2 protein-coding genes are annotated in these 1,211 nt (G+C 61.2%); both read right to left on the reverse strand.

The genetic code is table 11. The features are described 5' to 3' along the window. Nucleotides 1-28: 28 nt before the first annotated feature. The gene (locus HV783_RS29305; RefSeq protein ID WP_165720955.1) at nt 29-880 is read right to left on the reverse strand and encodes an IS3 family transposase; all 852 of its coding nucleotides are present in this window, start codon (nt 878-880) and stop codon (nt 29-31) included. Further along, nucleotides 847-1,161, reverse strand: coding sequence for a DUF1153 domain-containing protein (locus HV783_RS29310; protein ID WP_033535077.1), 315 nt, complete (start codon nt 1,159-1,161; stop codon nt 847-849). Before HV783_RS29310 ends, HV783_RS29305 begins: the two co-directional genes overlap by 34 nt. Nucleotides 1,162-1,211: the final 50 nt, after the last annotated feature.

Genomic DNA, 1,211 nt, shown 5'->3' on the forward strand with positions numbered 1-1,211 from the left:
TGTAATGACCCAGCAGAACCTGCTCAGTTTAAGCGGCTAATGCAAATGCCTCAGCCGGGGTCTTCATGCCGAGCGCCTGGTGCGGGCGCCGGTGGTTATAAAAGCGTATCCAGTCCCCTACAACGCGGCTGGCGTGCTGGATGGTCTCGAAGCGATGCCGATGCGCGCATTGCTCTTTCAACGTGCGGATCACGCGTTCGACCATCCCGTTCTGTTGCGGGCAGTGCGGCGTGATGAACTCTTGGCGCAGCCCGTAGCCTCGCACCAACGCTGTATAGCTACGAGAGGTGAAGACCAACCCGTTGTCGGATCGCAGCAGGAACGGCACAGGCACGCGGCCCAGCGTTCCAAAGCGGGCGATCAGGGCATGTTCCAGTGCGCTTCCTGCGGTGCAGGCCTTGCCGCTGCGCGACAGATGCCAGCCCAGCAACTCCCGGGTATGGCAGTCAATCACCAGCGCCAGCGTCGCCCAGCCATCCCGACCCGCCCAGACGCGGCACAGATCCGTCGACCAGCGCTCGTTAGGCCTCGTGGCCACCGACGGCAATGCCTGGATCCGGGGCCTGAAGCCGATGGGCCGCTTACGGACCTGCCAGCCCATCAACTGGAACACGCGCTGCACGGTGTTCTTGTTGAACCCCAACAGATGCGCCACCGTTCGATAGCCAAACGACGGCGATTCTTCGATCAGCGCCTTGATGGGCGCGACAAACTGCGGATCGAGCTTTGGCGATGCCTTCACCGCCTTGTAGTAGACGGTGCGGCGAGGCACGTTGAACCAGCGGCACAGCTTGGCGATCGAGACGGTGATGCCGTCGGCTTGCAGTCCCTGGTGGATCGTCTCGATCACTTCTCGTCCTCGCCCAGCAGGGACTGCAATTTTTTTCTCGCGCGAAGCTCCAGCATCGCCTCGCCGTAGGCCTCTTGAAGGTCCTTGAGCTGGCGCTCGTACTGCTCGCGCACGTCCTGTGGATTGGCCCGCAAGGCATTCTCCATGCCCCGCTTGCCATCGTCGACCCACTGTTCGACCTCTGAGGGCGACAGGTCGTATTGGCGGCTGGCTTCTGCGACGGTGGTCTTGCCTTGAATGATGTCCAGCACTAGCGCGCTCTTGCGCTTGGCCGTCCAGCGTTTGATGTCGTCTTCCATCTTCATGCTCATCGTCAATTCCCTCGATTATGACGTGAGCAGGTTTTCACTGGGTCATTACA

Origin of the sequence: Achromobacter dolens (assembly GCF_902859745.1) — a bacterium.
GTDB lineage: Bacteria > Pseudomonadota > Gammaproteobacteria > Burkholderiales > Burkholderiaceae_B > Achromobacter > Achromobacter dolens.

Excerpts from the sequence above, each read along its gene's own strand:
- HV783_RS29310 (WP_033535077.1), bottom strand. The coding sequence starts at position 1,161 with ATGAGCATGAAGATGGAAGACGACATCAAACGCTGGACGGCCAAGCGC.